Below are 16,988 nucleotides of genomic sequence, written 5' to 3'. Positions count from 1 at the left end.
CGGCCTGCCGGGGCTTTTCCCCCGGCGGCTACTCGCCCGCTGGCCCGGTCACTTCCGGCTGTGCGTCTTCCAGGACACCCGGCTTCACCAGCTTGCCAAGCGTGTGGAGATAGGCATCCGCGCCGCTGTTGCGCTGGTAGACCGGGAACTCCACCGCCCGGTCGCGGAAGCTCTTGAGCGGCTGGCCAAGCCCGCGCAAGCCGCGCTCGCGCTCGCGCCGGACCTTTTCGAAATCGATCTCCACGGGGATGATCTCCGCGGTGCCCGGGCCGGCTTCATGCAGCACATAGCCAGCGGGATCCACCACGATGGAGCGGCCCACGCCACCGTCCCCGACACCGTTGATATCGAAAAAATAGACCTGGTTGGTTGCCGCCGATGCCCGCACGATCGACAATTCGATGTCGCGGTCAATGGTGTCCGTCATGGTCGGGTGCAGGATCACTTCAGCGCCCATCGCAACCAGTGTCCGGGTCGTCTCCGGGAACCACATGTCATAGCAGATCGAGATGCCGAAGCGCCCCGCCTCCGGCACATCGAACACCACGAACTCGCTGCCCGCGGCGATGCCTTGCTCATAGGGCCGGAAGGGAAACAGCTTGCGGAAACGGGCAACCACGTTCCCGGCGGGGTCGATCACCGGCGCGGTGTTGTAGATCGCGCCGCCGCGACGCTCGAACAAGGATCCGGGGATCAGCCACAAGCCGTACTTGGCAGCCATCTCGCACAGGCGGGCCTCGGCTGCGCCCGGCATTTCCTCGGCCTTGGCCGGGCTCGGGCCAAACGCCGCCAGCTCGGAGAACATCACCATGTCGACCCACGGAAAGCGGTGCCTGACATGGGCCAGGTAGCGATTCATCTGCGTGATGTTCTCTTCGAATGCCGACACCGGCATCTGGATACCTGCTACTGCAAAACGCTTCATTTAATGCCTCGATAAATACAGCATACTGGTGCATCAGCACGCACCGATATGGGGATATTCGCCATTGCCCCATCGCATTTATATAGCGAATTAAGTGCCCGCTCAATAGCTGGTCTTTCACACTTTTTGGGGCGACGCCGGCGGTCTGTTACTTAGTTGAAATGGTTATGTGGTAATGCCGCGACATGATGGGATCTACTCTACAAGCCCGTTGGCTCCACTGTATAGTGCCGGTACAAATTTTCAGATGGAGCCAAGAATTGAGAGAGACGCCGCTGACCGATTGGCTTCTCGCGCGCAGTCATTGGAGCCAGCCCGAACGATCCGGCGCTCCCCTGAACAGGCAGTTGTTCGACGACATCCGCGAGGCCATCCTCGCCGGCCAGCTATCCCCGGGCACACGGTTGCCACCCACCCGCGAACTTGCCCGTGAACTGAGCATTGCCCGCAACACGGTCCTCTATGCCTACGAGCGGCTCACCGACGAGGGCTACACGCACACGCACGGCGGCAGCGGCACCTACGTTGGCGACACCGCCCCCGACCCCGCCCTGCTCGCCCGCATCGTCGACCCCGGCCGGGCCGGCGAACCCGCGCTTCCCGGCGATCAATCCAGGCTCTCCCTTCGCGCGCGCGAACTGCTGGCCAGCGTTGGCGCATCGGACCTGCAAGTGGGTGCGTTCGTGCCCGGCATTCCGGATGTCAGCCAGTTCCCGCGCGGCGTGTGGCAGCGCCTGATCACCAAGGTCTGGAAGACCGCCAGCCAGGAGCAACTGGGCTATGGCAGCCGGCATGGCCATCCGCCGCTCAAGCGCGCGCTGACAGAGTACCTGTCGCTCGCCCGCGGCGTGGATTGTTCGCCGGAGCAGATCATCGTGACACAGGGCAGCCACCAGGCCATCGATCTCTGCGCCCGCCTGCTCGCGGACCCGGGCGAACTGGTCTGGGTCGAGGACCCATGCTATTGGGGCGCGCGCAGTGTCTTTCGCTCGGCGGGCCTGCAGATGGAGGGCATTGCGGTGGACGAGCACGGGATCCGGCCGCCGGTTGCGCCAGAGAGCGCGCCAAGGCTGATCTTTGTCACCCCCTCTCACCAATACCCGAGCGGCGTGGTGATGAGCCTTGCGCGCCGCCGCCTGCTCACAGAGCTGGCGCATCGCCACAACGCATGGATCATCGAAGACGACTACGACAGCGAGTTCCGCTATCAGGGCGCACCCTTGCCGTCGCTGCAGGGGCTGGACCCGCACCGCAACACCATCTATGTCGGCAGCTTCTCGAAGGTGCTCTATCCCGGCTTGCGGCTCGCCTTCCTGATCGTGCCACCAGAACTGGTCGACGCCTTCTCGGTAGCGCAATCCGAGTTGCATCGCGGCGGGCAGCTATCGGTGCAAGCCGCGCTGGCGGAGTTTATTTCCGATGGCCATTACGCAGCGCACGTACGGCGCATGCGCAAGATCTACGGCGAGCGCCAGGTGTTGCTGATTGACGAACTGCAGCGCCAGCTCGGCGACGAGGTGGCGATCGTGGGCACCGATACCGGGCTGCATCTGAGCGTCATACTCCGGCATGCCAATGACCAGTTGGTGTCGCGTTTCGCGCTGGCGCACGGGATCGTGGCGCGACCGTTGTCGTCGTATTTTGCTGATTCGCTGCAGGCGCAGAATGGGTTGGTGCTTGGCTATGGTGGGGTTGCGGATGCGGAGATTGCACCTGCGGTTGGTAAGCTGGCGCGGGCTATTGAGTTGGTGAAAGGGTCTTGAGTTGGGGCCGCAGGGCCAGTCTTCTAGCGCTCCTAGCTGCTGGCGCGGCTGTGCGCCTTTGGCCGTTTTCGCTTGGGGGGAGATGTCACTTTTCTTTACGAGTTAGATACGAGAATATTGAATTCAGAATCTGAACGGGGCCATTCACTGAGCGACGGTCATCGCACGAAAGGTGAGATGGGGATGGGCGTGTGTGCATCTAACGCCGACATGAATGTGCTGCTGCACCCCCACGGCGCGGGGCGTGGGGCGCGATTGCCGCGGATGAGAGAGATGCGGGCGGGAGCAAGGACGCGCCCGGACGCTGAGGCCAGCGCGCACAACTACTCCACCATGAAAAGGTGCGCAACGTTAATGGCTGAGCGAACGCCGCCAAGCCATCGGCTCAGAACATTTCGTCGATTCGATTCACATTGGCGAGAAGCTGCTGCTGCAACGGCAGCTAGCAGGCTATACAAACCGACGCAATCAATCGCGGTATCGGCGCGCAGATCGAGCGGCGTGAGGACGGCGCCAATGCGCAGGCCCCCGCCAGTTACGGCTCAGCGCGCGGCGACGCAAGCGCTGATCGAGAACGAACCCCGCAGGCCCGGGTACAGCGTCTGCACCGGCTCAATGCCTGGTCCAGTTGCTGCTTTAGCGGTGTCAGCAAGGCATGCAGGCGGCTATCGCCCGCGTGCAGGTTCAGCAGCGTGATGACAGATTCCAGATGCGCGCTGATGCGCAGCAGTTCGTGGCAGCCTTGATGGGTAGGCTCGCGGCGCGGATCCGCTTCGTTGTCCGGCAGCAAGGGCTCGGCGATCAGCCTGGCCTCCATGGCGGCTTCCCGTGCTTCGGCAGCGGTGCGCGGGCGACGTTGGCGGGCGGTCATGGGTACCTCCTGTTTTGTGATCTGACTACGACCCTGGAAATCAGAGTTTCGAGGGGCAGCGTTGGCGACCATCGTCCCCGCACGAGGCAGCAGTGAGTTGTTGTGCTGATAGGCGTGCGTATCCCCACCGCCTGCGGCCTTGCGGCCCGCGGTGCAGGTGCGGGGAACAGGCGTGGCTCAGTACAGCGCCTGCACGCGGTTCACTGCTTGGTCCAACTGCTGCTTCAGCGGCGCCAGCAAGGCATGCAGACCGTTGTTGGCGGCGTGCTCGTCAGCCTGTAGCTCCAGTAGGAGCAGGAGGGATTCCAGGCCCGCGCTGACGCGCAGGAGGTCATGGCAGGATTGGTGGATGGTTTCGCGTAAGGCTGCGCGGTCAGTCTCGGTTACGTACTCTGACATCAACGACTCCATCTGTGGCAGCGTGTCCGCGGCATGTGAGGCGATGCGCGCGAGCACGTCGGACGATTGTTGGACGGGCGCCTTCCCCGTGAGGATCTGCGTGTCTGATAGACTTTCGCGGCTTGCATCCGGTGCAGAATGCGGCGCGATGTAGCCCTGTTCGGGCTGGGCATCGGCGCGATTGCGGGTAGCTAGACGACCTGAGAAGGGCCATCTATTGATGTAGAGATGCTGGCACGCCGAATCGTCGCGTTTTGCGATTGGGGCAGCGCTGCCGGCACAACACAAGGTGTCGACCGTCGCAGTGTCCCGGGTGTCTATGGAAATCAATGTTAGCCAATTTTGGCTATAAAAACAAGCCAAATATGGCTATGTGCATCCACCCCTCTCCATGCGTGAGGGAGCGGTCGCTGTACACCGTTGATTTATTTGATTATTTCTAGTGAGCTGAGCCGGCGCTCGACCAGTTCGACCGCCCTCCCCTCATCTTAGAACTTGAGGAAAAAGTAAGGACATGTCGCTCGTTGATCGGCTTCGGCAATGCGCAGAGATAGCTGGAAGTGGCGATGAACTTGCCCGCAGGGCGGCCATCCCGAGGAGGACGCTGGAATACTATCTCGCTGGCGAGTCGGACCCCAAAGCCAAGCGGCTGACAGCGATCGTCGAGGCAACTGGCGTGAACGGGCACTGGTTGCTGACGGGAAGCGGCCCGATGCTGGCAAACGATGCGCGGCTGCCGTCGAATCGTGCGACGGCAGCGATGGATGCCAGCCGACTCGGTTCGGCGTTAAGCGAGGTGGAGCGGAGTCTTGCGGCCACGCAGCAGCATGTGCCGGCTGAACGGCGCGCCAAAATCGTGCTCTTGGTGTACGAGCACCTTGAGAGTGGAAGGACGCCCGAGGAGAGCGCCGCGTTTGCGCGGCAACTCGTCGGGCTGACTAGTGGGCCGTAACGTTTAAATTGGAAGTAATTCACCGAGAAGGATCGAAATATCTCCATTTCACGGGTTTCGGCTGTTTGTTGTAGTGGCGGATATAGCGCACGAGTTTTCGCTTGAGATCTGTCACGGAGGTGAAGACGCCGCGGGCAATGACGCGGTCGGTCACCTTATAGCGCTCACGCCCGGCATGGCGAGTGAACAAGCCAGCCAACCGCTCAGCGTTAAAGCGCTTGCTCCAACGATCAATCTAGCTGTCACTGCAGTCGAGCTTCGCCCGAATCCCGGCCCAGGTGAGACCATCTGCCAGCAGCAAGATCCGTCGTGCCCGCCGCGAGGAATCGGCACGAGCCGTCCCTGCTCTGGCCTGTTTCTCAAGTTCCGCGCGTTCGCTACCGGTCAGTTTCATCACGCCCTCCATGGGCATAGTGACACTTCCTATTAAACGTTACGATCCACTAGCTGCCGGTCGAGGCATAGTGGCGCAACCCGACACGCCACGCGCCGAAGGCCGCCAGGAGAAAAACGAAACCCGCCAACGGCGACACCAGCCCTGTCCAGGCAGGCGCACCGAGTGGATCGGCCTTGCCCAATATGGTCAGCGCAGGGTAATAGGCGACACAGGCCAGTGGCACGGCAAAGGTCAGCACGTACCGGAACCATTGCGCATACAAAGCCAGCGGATACTGCGTCGCCTGTACGCCGCCGTATGTCAGGACGTTGGCGATTTCGAGGCTCTCGATGGTCCAGAAAGACAGCGTGCCCTGCAGTACCAGGATGCCCAAAAACAGCGCCACGCCGCCTGCGACCGCAAACAGGGCGATGGCGATGGATCCCGGTGTCCACGCGATGCCCACCTGCACCGTTGCGAAAGCCAATACCATCAGCCCTTGCAACAAGCGCCCCAGACGGCTGATGCGGACGTCGTGCCCCATCAATTGCAGAGCCAAGGGACGAGGCCGCAATAGCAATCGGTCGAATTCGCCGGTGCGCAACAACGCCGTGCCCAGCACGTCGAAGCCGCGCCCCAGGGCATCGGCGATGGCGAACATGCAGTTCACCAGCCCGTAGAACAGCGCCACCTCGCCGATTCTCCAACCCTGCACGTCGCCGAAGCGGTGGAACAGCGCCCAGACCGCGACCACCTCGACTCCGGTGACGAGGAACTGCCCCACCGTAAGCATCAGCGCCGAGGCCGGATAGCGTGCCTGGCCGCTCAGCGAAGCCATCACGAGGCGGGCGAACAATGCCAGAGAGCCCATGCGCCTCAGCCGCCTTGCACGTCGAGCCGGCGCATCGTGCGGCCCATGGCCGCATGGCCAACGCTCACGAGCAGCACGATCCACAGGCATTGCAGGCCCAGCCCGCAGAGCATCTGCGCGCCGCCCAGCTGCCCGAAATAGATCCGCGCCGGAATATCCATCACCCCCGCTAACGGTTGCACCAGCAACACGGTCTGCCAGGTGTCGGGCAGTAGTGCCAGAGGCAGCAGGTTCCCGGAGAACACGATGACGACGGGTCCCGCCAGCGTATTGATGCCGCGTTCGTTGAGCGCCGCTGCCGCCGCGATGTTGAGCAGCATCACCAGCGATGTGGACAGCAGCAGCGCGAGCAGCACCGAGGCGATGAAGCCCAGGCCCGCAGCCAGTCCGGCAGGCGGCCGCCAGGCCCATTCACCCAGCCCGGCAATTGGCAGCGCGACGCCAGCAAAGGCCAGCATCAGCGCCACGCGCGGTAGCGCGCGCGCCGCCGTCCAGCCGGCCGAGCGCGCAAACCACAGCGCATAGGCATTCACCGGCCGCAGCCGGTCGTATGCCACGGCACCGGTGCGCACCGCCTGCGCCACCTCGGGGTCGCCCATCCACGGCAGCAGCGCGAGCAGGCCTTGGGCCAACCATGTGTAGGTGATGGCCTGCGCGAGCGACAGCGGCGCGCTCGCCGCCGCGCTGCGGTAGAACGCCACCAGTACCATGATCTTGATTCCCCCCCCACCAGCACTGCGTAACGAAGCCCGCGTATACCGCCACCCGGTACTGCAGCATCTGCAGGAACCGGGATCTGAACGCGGCGAGATAGGGACGCACGAGTTCGCGCGGCGCCATCATGGACTAGGCCTCGACCGCGCCGTGCATCGCGTAGAAACGCGCGATGACGGCCTCGATGGTCATACCCTCGTCTTCCGCGTCCGCTGACAGGCCCTCATCCAATCGGCGCGCAGCCACCACCTGGGACCGCAACGCCTCGACCGCGCAGTCGGCCAGCACGCGGCCGTGGCCGATCACGATCACACGCTTGGCCAGCGCCTCGATGTCATGCATGTCGTGCGTGGTCAGTAGCACGGTGGTGCCGCGTTCTTGGTTGGCGCGCCGCACGAAGTCGCGGACCGCGAGCTTGGTGGGCGCATCGAGCCCGATCGTCGGCTCGTCCAGGAAGAGAATGTCGGGTTCATGAAGCAACGCCGCCGCTATCTCCGCCCGCATGCGCTGCCCCAGCGACAACTGGCGCACCGGCTGGTCAAGCAGGCGCTCGAGATGCAATAGCGCGACCAGTTCGTCGCGCGTGCGGGCAAAGCGCACCGGGTCGACCCGATAAATGTCGCGCAGCAGCGCGAAGCCGTCGCCCACCGGCAGATCCCACCAAAGTTGCGTGCGCTGCCCGAACACCACGCCGATGCGTGCCACGTGCCGCTCGCGGTCGGCGAAAGGGACGCGCCCGTCGATTTCGAYGCGGCCGCCGTCGGGCCGCAGGATACCGGCAAGGATCTTGATGGTGGTCGATTTGCCAGCGCCGTTCGGGCCAATGAGGCCCAGCAGTTCGCCGCGCTGCAATTCGAATGACACCCCCGCCAGCGCATCGACCGTGCGATAGCGCGGCCGAATCAACGCACGCAGCGCACCGAGCACGCCCGGGTCGCGCTCGTGGATGCGGTAAGTCTTGTGTAGACGACTAACGATGATCTGGGGCATGGCGGCGCGGTATGGCGGCGCGAAGAGGGCGGGAGAGCTTACATGAAGTGTGGTCAACGGTCCACCCCAACCTTTCCGATCTTGCGGCGACGGTGCTTCCGTCTGGCATCGTCTTGAGACCCTCATTTCGCCACGCAGATCGGCGGAGATCCAAAAAACACGCCCTAAACCACGATCTCCCGCGACGTCTGCGGCCTGCGCACCAACAACTCGGCCAGCTTCTTCAACGCAGCAGCAAGATGGGCACGCGTCTCGACACCTCCCAGCGAGATGCGGATCGCATTGGGCGGCGTGGGGCCAGCATAGAACGCATCGGAAGCGGTAACACGCAGATCCTCCGCACGCGCGGCCTGCGTCAGCGCCAGCGAAGTCCAGTAGCTCGGCAAGCTGTGCCAGACGTGTATGCCGCTGGGTGGTGCCTGGTCCGCACTGAAGAGCAACTGCCGTGCAAGCTCGCGCCGCGCGAAGGCTTCCGTGCGGATCCCGGCCAGCAGCTGCGCGGCGGAGCCTTCGTGAATCCACTGCGTGGCCAGGGCTGTCGACAGCGGCGTGGACATCAGCGCGAAGGAGCGCAGCGCGGCCAGCACGCCCGCCCGGCTGCGCGCTTCGGGCAGGCGGATATAGGCGGTCCGCAGCCCCGGGCTCAGGCATTTCGACAGCGTGGCAACGTAGTAGACCTGGCCCGGCGCGAAGTGGGCCACGGGCGGCGGCGCGTCGCTGCCTAGCAGCCAGTAAGGATCGTCCTCGATGATCCAGGCGCCGCACTTCTGCGCGGCCAGCGCGACATCGCGGCGCCGGTGCGCGGGCATGGTCCGCGTGGTCGGGTTCTGGATGGTCGGGTTGAGGTAGATCGCGCGTGCGCCATGCTCGCGCAACGCTTGCTCCATCGCATCGGGCCGCATGCCGTCGTCATCGGCGGCCACCGTCACCACGCGGCGCCCGAGCTGCTCGGCCGCCGCGCGCAGGCCGGGATAAGTCAGCGGCTCCGCGAGGATGGCGTCGCCGGGCTGCGTGAGCGTGAGGATCAGCGCCGCCAGCGCGGCCTGGGCGCCGGGGCAGGCAATCAGCTGCTGCGGGCTGACCGACTCCAGCACCGGCTTGAGCCACATGGCGCCGGCGGCCCGGTCCGCCCTGCTGCCGCCACCAAGCTGGTAGGTCATGAGCAGGTGCGCATCGGAACGCAGCAGCACCTGCGACATCCCGCGTTGCAGCAAATCATGGAAATCCACGCCGGCGGGCGGCGGCGGCACGTTCATGCTCAGGTCGACCATCTGCGCCAGTTCGACCTTTGGCGGGGCGACGAAGGTGCCCAGCGCCCCGCGCGCCTCGATCAGGTTGCGCCGCTTGGCCTCAGTGAACGCACGCGTCACCGTGGTGAGATCCACCCCGAGCTGCCTGGCCAGCTCGCGCTGCGGCGGCAAGCGGTCACCGGGGTTCAGGCGCCCGTCCCCGACCGCGCGCTCGATGAAGCCAACGATCTGCTGGTAGCGCGCGCCCTCGCCGCGCACGAAGGCGGCGGCCCAGCCGGGACCGGCGCCGTCATCTTGTATGGATTTACTCTGATGCATTTTGCTTTATGTATGGCCTTTGTCTTACATTATCATGCGCCGCAGCATCACACAAATCCATACATTTAACGCTTTGTATGCGTTTCCCGCCAGTCCGGCGGAATCCCCTCTCTCGCGATGGTTTCCAGCGTGCCGTGGCAGGCAGTCCCGACGCGCGCGCCGGTTATGTGATGCATAACTAAGGTGTGTCTTATGCGTAACTCAAATGCCGGGGCAGACGCTGCTGTCCGGCGAGAATCCAGCGCTTGGCTGAAAGCTTGCAAGGGAGGGCTCCGCCATGCGGGACTATTCCTCGGTGGAGCAGCGATGCTCCTTCTCAGTGGCTGCCAGCTGGAGCTGCTATCCCCGAAGGGCGACATCGGGCACCAGGAAAAGACGCTGATCCTGGTCTCGCTGTTCATCATGCTGCTGGTCGTCGTGCCCGTCATTTTCCTGACGCTGTATTTCGGCTGGCGCTATCGCGCCTCCAACACCAAGGCAACGTATGCGCCCAAGTGGGCGCACTCCACGCGGATCGAGGTGGTCATCTGGACCATCCCGTGCGTGATTGTGGCCGGCCTGGCGGTGCTGATCTGGAACACCACGCATTCGCTGGACCCCTACAAGCCGCTGGAGTCGACCGTCAAGCCCATCCGCGTCGAAGCCGTGGCGCTGAACTGGAAATGGCTGTTCATCTACCCGGACTACGGCATCGCCTCGGTCAACCGGCTGCCGATCCCGGTCGATACGCCGATCAATTTCAGCATCACCGCGGAATCGATGATGAACTCCCTGTTCATCCCGCAGCTCGGCAGCATGGTCTATGCCATGGCCGGCATGCAGACCAAGCTGCACCTGATCGCCGACACGCCCGGCACCTACGCGGGCATGTCCGCTGCCTACAGCGGCCCCGGCTTCTCCGACATGCACTTCGACACCGTGGCCACCTCGCGCGAGGCGTTCGACGCGTGGGTACGGCAGGCCAGGCAGTCGCCGCTGACGCTGGACGAGAAGGCCTACAAGACGCTGGAGCTGCCGAGCAGCAAGGAGCCGGCGACGGTCTACGCGGGCGTTGCGCCCGGCCTGTTCCAGAACATCGTCAACAAGTACATGCATAGCGATATGCGCGCCAATATGCGCGGTAATACGCGTGGTGATGCGCCTGGCGACGTATGCACAGCCCAAAGCCCCCCGCTGGCCGTCAACTGATGAAGCCAATGAATCCGAAACACATGCACTGCATGCCACACACACAACGCCACCACGCCGCGGCCACGGAGCACTGATCCATGTTCGGCAAACTGAACCTCGAGGCGATTCCGTACCATGAGCCCATCATCATGGGTACGCTGGCCGCCGTCATTCTGGGCGGCGTCGCGCTGCTCGGCGCCGTGACCTACTTCGGCAAATGGAAGTACCTGTGGACCGAGTGGATCTGCTCGGTCGACCACAAGCGCATCGGCGTGATGTACATCATCATGGCGCTGGTCATGCTGCTGCGCGGCTTTGCCGACGCCATCATGATGCGCGCGCAGCAGGCGATCGCTGTGGGCGATGCGGCCGGCTACCTGCCTCCACACCACTACGACCAGATCTTCACCGCCCACGGCGTGATCATGATCTTCTTCGTGGCGACGCCGTTCATCCTCGGCTTGATGAACGTCATCGTGCCGCTGCAGATCGGCGCGCGCGACGTAGCCTATCCGTTCGTCAACTCGCTCAGCTTCTGGCTGGCGGCAGCGGGCGCGGTGCTGGTGATGATGTCGATGTTCGTCGGCGACTTTGCCGCCACGGGCTGGGTCGCCTATCCACCGTTGTCCGAGCTGGGATATAGCCCGACGGTGGGGGTGGACTACTACATATGGTCACTACAGATATCGGGCCTGGGAACCACGCTTACCGGGATCAACTTCATCGTCACCATCCTGCGCATGCGTGCCCCGGGCCTGACGCTGATGAAGATGCCGGTGTTCACCTGGACCGCGCTGATCACCAACATCCTGATCGTTGCCGTGTTCCCGGTGCTGACCGCCACGCTCGCGCTGCTCACCGCCGACCGTTACCTGGGCATGCACTTCTTTACCAATGAGCTTGGCGGCAACGCCATGATGTACGTCAACCTGATCTGGGTCTGGGGACACCCGGAGGTCTACATCCTCATCCTGCCGTGCTTCGGAGCCTTCTCGGAGATCATCTCCACGTTCTCCGGCAAGCCGCTGTTCGGCTACAAGTCGATGGTGTACGCCACCTCGTCCATCGGCATCCTGTCGTTCTTCGTCTGGCTGCACCACTTCTTCACGATGGGTTCGGGCGCGAACGTCAATGCCTTCTTCGGGATCATGACAACCATCATCTCGATCCCGACGGGCGTGAAGCTGTTCAACTGGCTGTTCACGATGTATCGCGGCCGCATCCGCTACCACTCTTCCACGCTGTGGACGATCGGCTTCATGGTGACCTTTGCCATCGGCGGCATGACGGGCGTGCTGCTGGCCGTGCCCGGCGCGGATTTCTTGCTGCATAACAGCCTGTTCCTGGTCGCCCACTTCCACAACGTGATCATTGGCGGCGTCATCTTCGGCTGCCTGGCCGCCATGAGCTTCTGGTTCCCCAAGGTGTTCGGCTTCACCCTGAACGAGCGCTGGGGCAAGATCTCGTTCTGGTGCTGGCTGGTGGGCTTCTACCTGGCCTTCATGCCGCTCTACGTGCTCGGCTTCAAGGGCATGACCCGCCGGATGAACCACTACACGCACGCCGACTGGCAGCCCTACCTGATCGTGGCGCTATGCGGCGCCGTGATCATCGGCGCCGGCATCGTCGCCCTGCTCATCCAGCTGGCCGTGAGCGTGCGCGACCGCAAGCAAAATCCCGACCTCACCGGCGACCCGTGGGATGGCCGCAGCCTGGAGTGGGCCACCGCATCTCCGGCTCCTTTCTACAACTTCGCCCATGTGCCGCACATCACCTCGCTGGAACAGCACTGGGATGACAAGGAGGCGGGGCGCGCCTATGTGCGGCCCGCCCACTACGAGGACATCCATATGCCCAGGAACACCAGCGCGGGCGTGATCGTGTCGGCGTTCGGCCTGGTGCTCTGCTTCGCGCTCGTCTGGCACATGTGGGCAATCGCGGGCCTTGGCCTGCTGGGCGTGATCGGCACCTTCATCGCACGGACCTACAACCGCGACGTGGACTACTACGTCCCGGCGGCCGAAGTCGAACGCATCGAAAACGCGCGCTATGCGCAGCTACGCAAGGCGGCTTGACCCATGAGCTACACAGTCATTCACAACACGCACGAGCACGTCGCGCACGACGACGGATCCAAGACCACGCTGGGGTTCTGGATCTACCTGATGAGCGACTGCCTGATCTTCGCCGTGCTGTTCGCCACCTTCGGGGTGCTCGCCGGCAATACGGCAGGCGGCCCGAGCGGCCGGGAGCTGTTCGAGCTGCCGTTCGTGCTCGGCGAAACCATGCTGCTGCTGATCAGCAGCTTCACCTTCGGCGTGGCCATGCTGAACATGCAGCCCGGGCGGGAGCGCCAGGTCATCCAATGGCTGGGCATCACGTTCCTGCTTGGCGCGGCCTTCATCGCCATGGAGCTGTATGAATTTGCCGAGCTGCTGCATGCCGGCGCGGGGCCGGGCGTCAGCGCGTTCTTGTCTGCCTACTTCTCCCTGGTGGGCACCCACGGCCTGCACGTGAGTTGCGGCCTGCTGTGGATCCTGGTCATGATGCACCAGGTCAAGTCCTTCGGCCTGGATGGCGTGACCCGGCGCCGCCTGGCCTGCCTCAGCCTGTTCTGGCACTTCCTGGACCTGATCTGGATCTGCGTGTTCACCTTTGTCTATCTGCGAGAGTTTGTATGAAGACCGCCCATCTCCACACAGGATCCGCGGCACACGCCGCGCACGGCAGCCTGAAAGGCTATGCGATCGGCTTTGCGCTGTCGCTGGTGCTCACCCTCGCGTCGTTCGGCGCGGTGATGGGCGGGTTCGTGCCCAAGGGCATGGGCCTTGCCGCCATCGTGGTGCTTTGCGTTGCGCAGCTGGTGGTGCAGCTGGTGTTCTTCCTGCATATCGGGACGTCCGCGGACCAGCGCATGAACACGGCAATCTTCGTGTGCACCGGGCTGCTGATCGCCATCATCGTGGCAGGCTCGCTGTGGGTCATGCATAACGCGAACGTCAACATGATGCCGATGGATATGTCGCCGGAACGCGCGCGTCTGCGCGACTAGCACCATGGCCGCCAAGGGCACCATGGCGTGGCCGCCCCCTCGGCGGGGGCCGGCCATGCGCCGCCGTCAGGCGGCGTGCTTGCGAATGACTAGATAGAATGACTAGATAAGCAGGCTGCCGGCGGCCGCCGTGCGGCTGGCCGCGGGCCAGTGGCGGATATTCTGAAACCGCGTGGTCCGATCGCCAAGCATGCTGGCGCCCCCTTCCCAATAGACCCAGCTCCGGCCCCTTCTAAGGCGGTCCAAATAAGCGTCTTCAAACCCGGCTGGCAAGCGATTGGCCATGGCGGCCAGCGCGCTTTCGTCAGCGCCGAATGCACCGGCAAGCCTGAATTTCCCGCCAGACAGGCCATCCGCGATTCTCAGGTCCAGGTAAGGCACGAACAGGCCGATGCGGCGCAGCGCCGCCGGCATCGCACAGCCCCATGCCTGGACGGCAGCACGCACCGCACCGAGCGCGAGCAGGAACGCCCGCTCATTCCTGGCCGTCAGCACACGGCCGCTAAGCACGCCATCCATTAGTTCCTTGCCCGCGGCGGTGAATGCCAGCAGTGCAAGCGAGACACCTTCGGGATGCCCCCGGCCGAGAAGCACAAGGCAAGCCGCGAGGCCGCTTGCGCTTTGCTCGCCCATGCTCAAGGCCGGACAACGCGGATCGGATTCGGAAAGCAGAACCAGCACATCGGCAGCGTGGCGTGGCGACGCCAGCACGATGCGGTCATAGGCGAGACCGGCGTCTCGCATGCACAGTTCAAGCGCGGTGCAGGCCGGACATCCGGCCAATACAAATAACTGGTACTTCATGGCTGCGGCGGTTTCCCCTGGCGTCGACAATGACGCGCGTCCAGGGGATGTTGCCGCACCGCAACAATGCAGAACAGGAGCAGAAGTACGTTATTTGGAGCGGAGCAGAGTCGAATTTCGCCGGGGCGTTAACCGGGCACCCGCAGCGCCGCATTCAGCTGGTCAACCACTTCCGCCCAGTCAGCATCTTCCAGGATTTCCTCCCGCAGCAACGTGGCCTGCGCGGGCGTCCAGAACGGGGCGTCCGCAAGCACGACATCGGGGGCCAGGGGAGAATGCGCGGCCAGGAATTCACGGATTGCCCGATCGTCGGCGGGCAGGCCGAGTTGCGCAAACAACTCGGAAAAATGGTGGAAGGAATTGTCCACGGCGAGCGTACCTCCTATGGTGAAGACACATCACTGCATCACTGCATCACTGTTCGACCCTGCGCGCTGAAACCGGCTCAGCCCCGCGCAATCCGCTTGGCCATGCTCCAGCGATGCACCTCCGAGGGACCATCGTAGATCCGGAAGGCGCGCATGTCGCGGAAGATGCGCGCGACAATGGTTTCGTCGGTCACCCCGCTGCCGCCAAGCACCTGCACGGAACGATCCACCACCCGCCACAACGCCTCCGAGCAATACACCTTGGCCAGGCTGGACTCGTCGCGCCCCTTCTCGCCCTGGTCCAGCACCCAGGCGCAGTGCCAGATGGTCAGGCGCGCGGTGTGCATATCCATTTCGTTGTCGGCCAGCATGAACCCCACGCCCTCATGCTCCACCAGGGTCCGGCCAAACGCAAGGCGCTGCCGCGCATAGTTGACCGCAATGTCATGCGCGCGCCGGGCCGCCCCGAGCCAGCGCATGCAGTGCGTCAGGCGCGCCGGGGCCAGGCGCAGCTGCGCGTAGCGGAATCCTTCGCCAAGCTTGCCGAGCACGTCGCGCTCGGGGACGCGCAGGCCATCGAAGCGCACCACGGCATGCCCACCCGTGAAGCACGTATCGAGCGCATCCATCTGCCGCTCGATCTCGACACCGGCCTGGTTCATGTCAGCGAGGAACATGGTTGCGGTGCCGTCTTCCATCCGCGCCATGATGATGGCAAAGGTGGCGCCGGTGGCGCCCGTGATAAACCATTTCCTGCCCGTGATCACGAAATGATCCCCATCGCGCACCGCCGTGGTCTGCAGCATGGACGGATCGGCCCCCGCGCCTGGCGCCGGCTCGGTCATGCAAAAGCAGGAGCGCGTGTGCCCAAGGATCAGGGGATGTAGCCAGCGCGCCTTCTGCTCCGGCGTGGCGACCAGTTCCATCAGGTGGATGTTGCCTTCGTCCGGCGCATGGATGTTCATCGCGACCGGCCCCAGCGGCGAGTAGCCCGCCTCTTCAAAGACAATGGCCTTGTCCCGGTGCGAAAGCCCGAGGCCTCCGGCCTGCGTGCTGGCGTGGGGTGTCAGCAAGCCCACCGCCCTTGCCTTTTCCACCAGGTCCGCACGCAAGTCCTCGGTGGGGCCATGCGGCGTTTGCCGGGGATCGCGCTCCATCGGCATGACCTGGTCCGCAATGAACTGGCGGGTGCGATCCTGCAGCTCCCGTTGAACGGGCGTCAAACTGAAGTCCATCATCTTGCCTCGCCTTGCTTCGTTTTCTGATTGGGCCGTTGCAGCCATGCAGAATAAATTGTAGGCGAGGCAGGTGTCCCGGTGCGAGGCGTGTAGATATGCAGGTGTGGCTATCCCAGCGCGGTTAGCACGGGACGTGGCAGACGCCAAGTTGCTGGGCCATCAGCACGAGATCGGCAAACGTGCGCGCTTTCATCTTGCGCATGGCCTGCCCGCGGTGGATCTTTACCGTCACTTCGCTGATGCCGATGCGGCTGGCAATCTGCTTGTTCATCAGCCCGGATGCGGCCAGTGCCATCACCTCCGACTCGCGCGGCGTCAGTGTCTCGAAACTGCTGCGAAGCCCCTGGGCCCTGCGCATTCCCTCGCGTCGCCGGCGGTCCTTCTCGAGCGCGGCCGAGACCGCATCGAGCAGGTCCTGATCGCGAAACGGCTTGGCCATGAAGTCTTCCGCGCCAGCCTTCATCGCTGCCACGGTCATGGCAATATCGCCATAGCCTGTCATGAAGATGATCGGGACACAGATGCCCAATTGCCCCAGGTGCGCCTGCAGGTCCAGTCCACTCTGGCCGCGCAGCCTGACGTCGAGCACCAGGCAGCAAGGTGCCTCCGGCAACCGGTATTCAAGTAATTCCGCGGCCGAGCCGAACAGCGCGGCACGCATGCCGACCGAGCGGAACAGGTTGCCAAGCGCACCGCGCAGCGGCGCATCGTCGTCGACGACCAGCACCAACCCTTCGTCCGGGGTAAGCGTCTCGACAGGCTCCAGGCTTTGAATTGTCACGGTCAGTTTCTCCAGTCAGCTTCAAAGGCGCCAGCAAGAACGCGGACAACGTCAATCGTTGTGTCGGGCTGTGCGGGGCTGTGTCGCCGTGTGGCCACCCCGCGGGCACTCTACGCTTTTGCCTTGCCGGCATATTGTCAATTTGT

Annotated in this window: 16 protein-coding genes and 1 pseudogene; 6 read left to right on the top strand and 11 right to left on the bottom strand. The window is 63.9% G+C overall.

Annotated features, from left to right (window positions below; translation table 11 throughout):
• Positions 1-28: 28 nt before the first annotated feature.
• Positions 29-925 (bottom strand): carbon-nitrogen hydrolase family protein, encoded by an 897-nt coding sequence (locus AC1DQR_RS24980; RefSeq protein WP_416051917.1) that lies wholly within the window; start codon positions 923-925, stop codon positions 29-31.
• A gap of 260 nt (positions 926-1,185) precedes the next feature.
• On the opposite strand from AC1DQR_RS24980, the gene pdxR reads away from it, so the two are divergent.
• Positions 1,186-2,688 (top strand): MocR-like pyridoxine biosynthesis transcription factor PdxR, encoded by a 1,503-nt coding sequence (gene pdxR, locus AC1DQR_RS24975; protein ID WP_416051916.1) that lies wholly within the window; start codon positions 1,186-1,188, stop codon positions 2,686-2,688.
• Positions 2,689-3,223: 535 nt separating this feature from the next.
• Here the strand turns inward: pdxR and AC1DQR_RS24970 are convergent.
• Both AC1DQR_RS24970 and AC1DQR_RS24965 read right to left on the bottom strand, forming a co-directional pair.
• Positions 3,224-3,559 (bottom strand): DUF1484 family protein, encoded by a 336-nt coding sequence (locus AC1DQR_RS24970; protein ID WP_416051915.1) that lies wholly within the window; start codon positions 3,557-3,559, stop codon positions 3,224-3,226.
• A gap of 177 nt (positions 3,560-3,736) precedes the next feature.
• The gene (locus AC1DQR_RS24965; RefSeq protein ID WP_416051914.1) at positions 3,737-4,288 is read right to left on the bottom strand and encodes a DUF1484 family protein; all 552 of its coding nucleotides are present in this window, start codon (positions 4,286-4,288) and stop codon (positions 3,737-3,739) included.
• A 184-nt stretch (positions 4,289-4,472) separates the two neighbouring features.
• On the opposite strand from AC1DQR_RS24965, the gene AC1DQR_RS24960 reads away from it, so the two are divergent.
• Entirely contained in the window at positions 4,473-4,910 is a 438-nt protein-coding gene (locus tag AC1DQR_RS24960) for a hypothetical protein (RefSeq protein WP_416051913.1), read from the top strand.
• A gap of 443 nt (positions 4,911-5,353) precedes the next feature.
• Here the strand turns inward: AC1DQR_RS24960 and AC1DQR_RS24955 are convergent, their stop codons facing one another.
• The 4 genes and pseudogenes from AC1DQR_RS24955 to AC1DQR_RS24940 form a co-directional block, all read right to left on the bottom strand.
• Positions 5,354-6,157, bottom strand: coding sequence for an ABC transporter permease (locus AC1DQR_RS24955; RefSeq protein ID WP_477133983.1), 804 nt, complete (start codon positions 6,155-6,157; stop codon positions 5,354-5,356).
• Between the two features lie 5 nt (positions 6,158-6,162).
• A pseudogene (locus tag AC1DQR_RS24950) lies at positions 6,163-6,997 on the bottom strand (ABC transporter permease).
• Between the two features lie 6 nt (positions 6,998-7,003).
• Positions 7,004-7,861: an ABC transporter ATP-binding protein gene (locus tag AC1DQR_RS24945; RefSeq protein ID WP_477133982.1), complete on the bottom strand. Its 858-nt coding sequence runs from the start codon at positions 7,859-7,861 to the stop codon at positions 7,004-7,006.
• Between the two features lie 164 nt (positions 7,862-8,025).
• The gene (locus AC1DQR_RS24940) at positions 8,026-9,429 is read right to left on the bottom strand and encodes an aminotransferase-like domain-containing protein (protein WP_477133981.1); all 1,404 of its coding nucleotides are present in this window, start codon (positions 9,427-9,429) and stop codon (positions 8,026-8,028) included.
• 306 nt (positions 9,430-9,735) lie between these two features.
• On the opposite strand from AC1DQR_RS24940, the gene cyoA reads away from it, so the two are divergent.
• From cyoA to cyoD, 4 genes are all read left to right on the top strand, one after another.
• Positions 9,736-10,617, top strand: a complete 882-nt coding sequence (gene cyoA / locus AC1DQR_RS24935; protein WP_477133980.1) for a ubiquinol oxidase subunit II — start codon at positions 9,736-9,738, stop codon at positions 10,615-10,617.
• Between the two features lie 80 nt (positions 10,618-10,697).
• The gene (gene cyoB / locus AC1DQR_RS24930) at positions 10,698-12,674 is read left to right on the top strand and encodes a cytochrome o ubiquinol oxidase subunit I (protein ID WP_174425386.1); all 1,977 of its coding nucleotides are present in this window, start codon (positions 10,698-10,700) and stop codon (positions 12,672-12,674) included.
• Positions 12,675-12,677: 3 nt separating this feature from the next.
• On the top strand, positions 12,678-13,280 hold the full coding sequence (gene cyoC / locus AC1DQR_RS24925) for a cytochrome o ubiquinol oxidase subunit III (protein ID WP_043354234.1): 603 nt from the start codon (positions 12,678-12,680) through the stop codon (positions 13,278-13,280).
• The gene (gene cyoD / locus AC1DQR_RS24920) at positions 13,277-13,651 is read left to right on the top strand and encodes a cytochrome o ubiquinol oxidase subunit IV (protein WP_441631173.1); all 375 of its coding nucleotides are present in this window, start codon (positions 13,277-13,279) and stop codon (positions 13,649-13,651) included. The genes cyoC and cyoD overlap by 4 nt, the downstream gene beginning before the upstream one ends.
• Positions 13,652-13,753: 102 nt before the next feature.
• Here the strand turns inward: cyoD and AC1DQR_RS24915 are convergent, their stop codons facing one another.
• The 4 genes from AC1DQR_RS24915 to AC1DQR_RS24900 form a co-directional block, all read right to left on the bottom strand.
• Positions 13,754-14,395, bottom strand: coding sequence for a hypothetical protein (locus AC1DQR_RS24915; RefSeq protein ID WP_477133979.1), 642 nt, complete (start codon positions 14,393-14,395; stop codon positions 13,754-13,756).
• Positions 14,396-14,583: 188 nt separating this feature from the next.
• Positions 14,584-14,823 carry a DUF2789 domain-containing protein gene (locus AC1DQR_RS24910; RefSeq protein WP_174427886.1) on the bottom strand — a complete coding sequence of 80 codons (240 nt, stop codon included), beginning with the start codon at positions 14,821-14,823 and terminating at the stop codon, positions 14,584-14,586.
• Between the two features lie 77 nt (positions 14,824-14,900).
• Positions 14,901-16,058, bottom strand: a complete 1,158-nt coding sequence (locus AC1DQR_RS24905; RefSeq protein WP_477134008.1) for an acyl-CoA dehydrogenase family protein — start codon at positions 16,056-16,058, stop codon at positions 14,901-14,903.
• A 124-nt stretch (positions 16,059-16,182) separates the two neighbouring features.
• Positions 16,183-16,842, bottom strand: a complete 660-nt coding sequence (locus AC1DQR_RS24900) for a response regulator transcription factor (RefSeq protein ID WP_416051906.1) — start codon at positions 16,840-16,842, stop codon at positions 16,183-16,185.
• Positions 16,843-16,988: the final 146 nt, after the last annotated feature.

Source organism: Cupriavidus sp. 05L411 (assembly GCF_056398045.1).
The sequence above is the reverse complement of the archived record's forward strand: the minus strand, read 5'-3'. Positions and strand labels throughout refer to the sequence as shown.